This is a genomic window from Mesorhizobium sp. M0514, assembly GCF_040321145.1.
In the GTDB taxonomy this organism is placed as follows: domain Bacteria; phylum Pseudomonadota; class Alphaproteobacteria; order Rhizobiales; family Rhizobiaceae; genus Mesorhizobium.
Window position 1 is genome coordinate 20,829 of the sequence record NZ_JAMYQZ010000083.1, and the last position, 7,240, is coordinate 28,068.

The following is a 7,240-nucleotide window of genomic DNA, read 5'->3' on the forward strand; positions in this document are numbered from 1 at the left end:
ATGATTGGACGATCTCAGTAGGTTTTTACGATAATGAATGGTCTGAAACTCCACGACTTACGGTGCTTTGACGCCGTGGCAAGCGGGGGCAGCTTCCAGGCGGCCGCCCTTGCCTTGAACCGATCGCATCCATCCGTCTTCGCCGCTGTCGCACGCCTCGAGCAGTTGCTCGGGCTCACACTTCTCGACCGCAGCGGATATCGGGTGGGGCTGACGGAGGCGGGCCGCGAGTTTCACGCGCGAGCGCAGCTGACATTGCGCGAGCTCGACCATCTGCGAACCTATGCGGGCCAGTTGGCGAGCGGCGAGGAGACGGTCCTGCGTGTCGTCATGGGTGATCTCTGCCCGCGACCGCAAATCCTGCGTATGCTCAGCGGCTTCTTTGCCGAACGCACCGGGACACGCCTGCACCTGGAGTACGAGGCGGTCGGCGGTCCGCTCGAAAGGTTGATGGAAGGCTCGGCTGACCTCATCTTCCATCGCGCGGATCCTTCCGATCCGCATCTCGAGCGGATCGATCTCTGCGCGGTGCCCCTCGTGCCGGTGGTGGCGCCTGGGTTCCTTCCGTTCGCGCCTGGCCGCGAGATTGCGCCGGAGCAGATGCGGCCCTTCACCCAGTGCGTGATCCGCGACACGGCGCGGCGGCCATCGCCGGAGAGCTATTTCCTCATCGACGGTGCGCATCAGTGCTCGGCGCCGGATCATCTGATGAAGAAGGAACTGATCCTTCACGGACTGGCCTGGGGCCATCTGCCGGCATGGCTGATCGAGGACGAACTGCGGGATAGGAGGCTGATCTCGATCGCTGGTGCACATCTGCCCGGCCGGACGGAGATCTTGGCGGCGGTGCGCCGGCGCGACCGACCGCATGGACCCGTCGCCGAGGCGTTGTGGCTTCATCTCCAGGCGCAAGTGGCATCCGACGGCAAAGCACCGGGATGTCAGAACGTCGCAGCGGAACGCAAAGCGCCTTAGCTGGCATCGGATCGGCCTGCGCTGAACCTGTCTCAGACGCCTGTTGTGCCAGTCGCTTTTGGCTTGCCGGGCGCTGGAGATTGCCGCAAAGGTTAAGCGTTGATCCTCCCTGCCCGGCCTGACATTTGAACGTTCCCGCAAGATCAGACGAAAGCGCAACGCCGCCCGCGGCGATGCTGTTCATGCTGTCCACCTATGTCTTTTTCACCTTTCTCGACACATCGAGCAAATATCTGGTGCTGGCCGGCGTCTCGGCGCTGATCGTCGCCTGGGCCCGCTTCACCGTCCATGTCTTGCTTGTCGGCGTCTTCCTGCGCGGCTGGCGCGAGCCGTCGCGCTTCCGCGCCAACAATTTGCCGGCCCACATCCTGCGCGGCGGTCTGCTGTTCGGCTCGACGATGTGCAACGTCATGGCGCTCAAAACGCTTCAACTGGCCGAGACCACCTCGATCTACTTCTTCGGGCCGATGGTGATCACCGCCCTTGCCGGACCGCTGCTTGGTGAATGGGCCGGCTGGCGGCGCTGGCTGGCAATCCTGTCGGGCTTTGTCGGCGTGCTCGTCATTACAAGGCCGGGCATCGGCGTGTTCGGCATCGGCCATCTTTTCGCGCTCGGCTCGATGCTGTCGAACAGTTTTTACGTCATCATGACGCGGCGGATGTCAGCCAGCGAAACCTCGGAAAGCCTGATCCTGCTTTCGGCGCTGGCGCCGGCCGTGCTGCTTCTGCCGATGCTGCCGTTCTCGCATGGGCTGCCGCAGGATGGCTGGCACTGGTTCATACTGGTGATGCTGGGCGTGTTCGGCGCCGGCGGCCACTGGCTGCTGGTGCAGGCCTACCGCCTGGCGACCACCACGGCGCTGGCGCCGTACCCCTATTCGCAGATGGTCTGGATGATCCTGTCCGGCTGGATCATCTTCCACCAGTTCCCCGACCGCTGGACGCTGGTGGGTGCAGCCATCATCGTCGCCAGCGGCCTTTACATCATCCATCGCGAGCACCGTTTGCGGCTGCGCAATCGCACGACCGTCGATGTCGAGGCGGAGGCTCTGGCGAAAAAACTTTGATTTGCTCCGAATCCGATGGCATAACGCCGCATTTAAAAAATTTAAAAAACTCGGGGAGCCAAGGGCTGGCACAAAAGATCAAGCTTTCGACGATCGCGGATGCGCTTGGCGTCTCCACGGCTACCGTCTCCCTCGCCTTGCGCGACAGCCCGCTGGTCGCAGGCGCCACGCGTGACCGCATCAAGGAGCACGCGCGGGCCATCGGTTATATCTACAATCGCCGCGCCGCCTCACTGCGCACCTCGCGCTCGGGGATTGTCGGCGTCGTCGTGCACGACATCATGAACCCGTTCTTCGCCGAGATCCTGCGCTCGATCGAGAGCGAACTCGACCGCAGCCGGCAGACCTTCATCCTGTCCAATCACTACGACCAGCTGGAAAAGCAACGCACCTTCATCGATACGCTGCTGCAGCTCGGCGCCGACGGCGTCATCATGTCCCCGGCCATCGGCACGCCGGCCTCTGACATCGTCATGGCCGAGGAAAACGGCCTGCCGGCGGTGCTGATCGCACGCAGCGTGGAAGGCGCCGACGTGCCGGTGTTTCGCGGCGACGATGCCTATGGCACGGCACTTGCCACCAATCATCTGATCTCGCTCGGGCACAAGCGCATCGCCATGATCGGCGGCACCGACCAGACCTCGACCGGGCGCGACCGCTACCAGGGCTATCTCAACGCCATGGAGGCCGCCGGGCTTGAGGTCAGGCCGTCCTGGCGCATCGCCGGGCCGCGCACCAAGCAGGGCGGATTCGAGGCGGCTGGACAGTTTTTGGCGCTTAAAGACAAGCCAACCGCCGCCTGCTGCTGGAATGATCTCGTCGCCATAGGGCTGATGAACGGCATTGCCCGCGCCGGCCTGGTGCCGGGCGCCGACATATCGGTCACCGGCTATGACGATCTCGAGGAGGCGGCAATCGCGACACCGGCGCTCACCACAGTCTGGAATGGCCAGCGAGAGGTCGGCCGCCGTGCCGCCAGCGCGCTGCTCGACAAATTGAACGGACAGGCGGTACGGCCGTCACAGGAACTGATCAAGCCGGAACTGCATGTGCGCCAGTCGACCGGCAAGCCGGTGGAGCGTGCATGACCAAGACTGATGCGTTGCAGACCGTCGCCGTTCTGGTGCCGGGACATTTCAACGACCATGCGGTCGAGCGCATCGACCGCACCTTCAAGCGGGTCAAGATAGAGCGCGCCGATCCCGCCCTGGTCACCGACGAGATGCGCCATGACGTGCGCGCCATTGCGTCCTTCGCCGGCGTCAATGCGGCATTGATGGATGCATTGCCCAACCTCGAACTCATCGCCTCCTTCGGCGTCGGCTATGATTCGGTCGATGCCGGCCATGCGGCCAAGAAAAACATCATGGTCACCAACACCCCCGATGTTTTGACCGAGGAGGTCGCCGACACCACGATCGGCCTTTTGCTCAACACCGTGCGTGAACTTTACAACGCCGAGAAATGGCTGCGCGACGGCAGTTGGGTGAAGAAGGGCAACTATCCGCTGAGCCGGCTGACCTTGCGCGGTCGGCATGTCGGCATTTTCGGCATGGGCCGCATCGGCCTTGCCATTGCGCGCCGGCTGGAAGCGTTCGGGCTGCCGGTGGCCTACCACAACAGGCGCAAGGTCGAAGGTCTGGCTTATGAATACCACCCGACGCTGAAGGGCCTTGCCGAAGCGGTCGATACGCTGATTTCCGTAGTGCCGGGCGGCGCTTCCACGGAGAAGGCGGTCAATGCCGAAATCCTGGCTGCACTTGGCGCCAACGGCGTTTTCGTCAACATCGGCCGTGGCAGCACGGTCGACGAGGCAGACCTCGCCGCAGCGCTTGCCAACGGCACCATCGCCGCCGCCGGGCTCGATGTTTTCGCCGATGAACCGAATGTGCCCAAGGCTTTGCTGGAGGCGCCCAACACCTCGCTTTTGCCCCATGTCGGCTCGGCCTCGCACCACACGCGCCGCGCCATGGCGGATCTGTGCGTCGACAATCTGGTATCCTGGTTCAGCGAGCGCCGGCCACTGACCCCGGTGCCGGAGACGGCGCAAGTCAAGCCACGAAGCTGAGCGGCTCTCTGCCACACTCGTTAACGTCGACTTAACGCTTTGGAATCATTCTGCATCTGCGCCGGGGGGCGCGGAGTGCAAGATGACGAAACTTCCGGCATTGATTGCGGCAGCGGCACTTTTCGCCGGCTTTCAGCTGTTTCACGGCGGCAGCAGTGAAAGTTCGGCCAATGAAGCAAGGCCGGCAACCACCTTCAGGCTGGTCGCCAATGGCGACGAAGGCGACTGCGCGGTTAATCGCGGCGCCGCGATTGACGATGGCCTGTCGCTGTTGACCGTGGCGCCGAGTTGCCGCGGGTTGCTGCCGGGGATCGAGCGGGCAAAATTCTGGCGTGAGGGCGAGGACGGCACGATCGCGTTCAGCGCCGACGGCACCGACCCGATCGTCACCTTCTCGGTTGCGGATGGCGACGGCTACGAATCCTACGCTCCGGCCACGCCGCTGCTTTCGCTGGCGACAACCGGCGAACGGGATCAATCCGCCGGCAATTGATCGTCGGGATTTATTCCGCCGCCGCCCGTGCACCGGCCTTCGCCGCCGCATGCAGCCGCACCGCATCGCCGAAGGCGCGGAAGATCTTGGCCGAGTTGCCGTCCGACTTGACCCAGTATTCGGGGTGCCATTGCACGCCGACGGCGAAGGCGCGGGCGTCCTTCACCGAAACCGCCTCCACCGTGCCGTCGCCGGCAACCGCCTCGACCTGCAGCTTCGAGCCGAGCCGGTCGATGCCTTGGCGGTGCAGCGAGTTGACCTTGATGTCGCCGGCGCCGAATACACCGGCCAGGCAACTGCCCGGCTTGATCGAAATGGTCTGGTGAATGGCGAAACGTTCGTCCTGATTGTCGCTCACCGGCGCGCGATGGTCCAGCGAACCTTCGCGCTCCTGGATCTCGGTGCCAAGCGTGCCGCCTAGCGCCACGTTCAACTCCTGGATGCCGCGGCAGATGGCAAGCAGCGGCACGCCGCGCTCGATCGCCTTGCAGATCAACGGCAGCGTGGTGGAATCGCGCGCCGGGTCGTAGGGGCCGTTGGCCTCGCTGGCGTCGCCGCCATAGAGCGAGGGATGCACGTTGGACTTCGAGCCAGTGACCATGACACCATCGACCGAGGACAACAGCTCGTCGAAATCGAGCCGGTCGCCGAAGGACGGCACCAAAAGCGGGAACACGCCGGCGCCGGAAAGTGCTGCCTCGATATATTGCTGCGGGACGGCATGCCAAGTGTAGTTGTCAAACTGACGGACGTCGGTGGATATGGCGACGAGCGGCTGGTGCATTTGGGTCCGGATTCCATTTGGAGCGAAGCGAATTATCTATTGTGCCTGCAAAATAGGCGATCCGAAGGCGCTTTTCCATGGCAAGTTTCGCCATCTCGCATGGGCCACGCGGCGAACGTTAGACTATAGTTGCAGGCTGGCCGGCCGGCCCGCGGATTTGTCGCCAGCGCCGCCGTCAAATCCCGCTGCCATGCTGGACTCGACCCCTTGCCCGTGTATTGTTTCGGCAAATCGATACCGGGCGTGAGGAGACGTCCCTGATGTCGGTTTGTTGGTCCAAAAGGGAGGTTCTGCATGGATCGTCGTTCATTCATCCGCAAGGCCGGGGTCACCGGCGTGGGCGCAGCGGCGGCTGCCGCGACGCTAGCCGCACCGGCAATCGCCCAGTCCAATCCGAAAGTGACGTGGCGGCTGGCGTCATCTTTCCCCAAGTCACTCGATACGATCTATGGCGGCGCCGAAGTCTTCTCCAAGATGCTGTCTGAGGCGACGGACGGCAATTTCCAGGTCCAGGTCTTCGCCTCCGGCGAACTCGTACCCGGCCTGCAGGCCGCCGACGCCACCACAGCCGGCACCGTCGAGGCCTGCCACACGGTGTCATACTATTATTGGGGCAAGGACCCGACATGGGCGCTCGGTGCGGCGGTGCCGTTCTCGCTCAACGCGCGCGGCATGAATGCCTGGCACTATCATGGCGGCGGCATCGACCTGTTCAACGAGTTTCTCGCCACGCAAGGCCTGTTCGGCCTGCCCGGCGGCAACACCGGCGTGCAGATGGGCGGCTGGTTCCGCAAGGAGATCAACACGGTCGCCGACCTCTCCGGCCTAAAGATGCGCATCGGCGGCTTTGCCGGCAAAGTTGTGCAGAAGCTGGGTGTCGTGCCGCAGCAGATCGCCGGTGGCGACATTTATCCGGCGCTGGAAAAAGGAACGATCGACGCCGCCGAATGGGTCGGCCCCTATGACGACGAGAAGCTCGGCTTCTACAAGGTCGCGCCCTACTACTATTATCCCGGCTGGTGGGAAGGCGGCCCGACCGTCCATCTGTTGTTCAACAAGGCCAAGTACGAGGAGCTGTCGCCCGCCTACAAGTCGCTTGTGCACACCGCCGCGCAGGCGGCGGATGCCAACATGCTGCAGAAATACGATTTTCTCAATCCTGCAGCGGTGAAGCGGCTGGTGGCCGGCGGCGCGAAATTGCGCCCGTTCAGCCAGGACATCATGGCCGCCTGTTTCGAGAAGGCCAATGAGGTCTACACCGAAATGGAAGCCACCAACGCGCCGTTCAAGAAGATCTGGGACTCGATCAAGGGCTTCCGCAAGGAGCACTATCTGTGGGCCCAGGTGGCCGAGTACAATTACGACACCTTCATGATGGTCCAGCAACGCAACGGCAAACTGTAGGCTGGGATCTGCCCCTTCTCCCCGTCACTATACGGGGAGAAGGTCCCGGCAGGGGGATGAGGGGCGGCGCAATCTTCGGCGATTGATCGCCTTGGGCTTGGTAGCCGCCCCGAAATATAGCTTATCTTTCCAAGCGTTGACGCTGCCCCTCACCTGCCTGCCGGTGTCCAGCCGATAGATGGGTAACACTTTGAACCGGATACATAGCCGTGGCCGCTTGCGAGCGCTGACAAGCCCATGTCGCGCAAGGATCGCACCGACCGTCGAGGCTGAAGGCCACATGAACTCGGGAGCCGTGCGCCTGAGCCGCGCCACGATCTTCTTTGGCCCCCAGAGCGGATGCAACTCCTTGGCCGCCACAATCCGCTCAACCAGATCCTGAGCTGTCGCCCGGCCATGATTGAGCGGGGCTCGCGGCAGGTCGTGCAAACCCTCAGGCCCAAACGTCC

The 7,240-nt window shown here is 63.3% G+C and carries 7 protein-coding genes and 1 pseudogene; 6 read left to right on the forward strand and 2 right to left on the reverse strand.

Going from position 1 to position 7,240, the window contains the following annotated elements; translation table 11 throughout:
- The first annotated feature begins 33 nt into the window (after nt 1-33).
- From NKI61_RS26080 to NKI61_RS26100, 5 genes are all read left to right on the forward strand, one after another.
- A complete protein-coding gene (locus NKI61_RS26080; RefSeq protein WP_352447223.1) occupies nt 34-975 on the forward strand; it encodes a LysR family transcriptional regulator in 942 nt (313 codons plus the stop codon).
- 182 nt (nt 976-1,157) lie between these two features.
- Complete coding sequence (locus tag NKI61_RS26085; protein ID WP_352841541.1) at nt 1,158-2,042, forward strand: DMT family transporter; 885 nt, start codon at nt 1,158-1,160, stop codon at nt 2,040-2,042.
- 65 nt (nt 2,043-2,107) lie between these two features.
- Complete coding sequence (locus NKI61_RS26090) at nt 2,108-3,130, forward strand: LacI family DNA-binding transcriptional regulator (RefSeq protein ID WP_023671355.1); 1,023 nt, start codon at nt 2,108-2,110, stop codon at nt 3,128-3,130.
- Nucleotides 3,127-4,110: a 2-hydroxyacid dehydrogenase gene (locus NKI61_RS26095; protein WP_023746556.1), complete on the forward strand. Its 984-nt coding sequence runs from the start codon at nt 3,127-3,129 to the stop codon at nt 4,108-4,110. Before NKI61_RS26090 ends, NKI61_RS26095 begins: the two co-directional genes overlap by 4 nt.
- A gap of 82 nt (nt 4,111-4,192) precedes the next feature.
- Nucleotides 4,193-4,603: a hypothetical protein gene (locus NKI61_RS26100; RefSeq protein WP_352447226.1), complete on the forward strand. Its 411-nt coding sequence runs from the start codon at nt 4,193-4,195 to the stop codon at nt 4,601-4,603.
- A 10-nt stretch (nt 4,604-4,613) separates the two neighbouring features.
- Here the strand turns inward: NKI61_RS26100 and NKI61_RS26105 are convergent, their stop codons facing one another.
- A complete protein-coding gene (locus NKI61_RS26105; RefSeq protein ID WP_023725934.1) occupies nt 4,614-5,387 on the reverse strand; it encodes a gamma-glutamyl-gamma-aminobutyrate hydrolase family protein in 774 nt (257 codons plus the stop codon).
- Between the two features lie 294 nt (nt 5,388-5,681).
- Between NKI61_RS26105 and NKI61_RS26110 the strand changes: the two genes are divergently transcribed.
- A complete protein-coding gene (locus NKI61_RS26110; RefSeq protein WP_023671351.1) occupies nt 5,682-6,791 on the forward strand; it encodes a TRAP transporter substrate-binding protein in 1,110 nt (369 codons plus the stop codon).
- Nucleotides 6,792-7,007: 216 nt separating this feature from the next.
- Here the strand turns inward: NKI61_RS26110 and NKI61_RS26115 are convergent.
- Nucleotides 7,008-7,240, reverse strand: a pseudogene (locus NKI61_RS26115) (helix-turn-helix domain-containing protein); the annotation flags it as partial.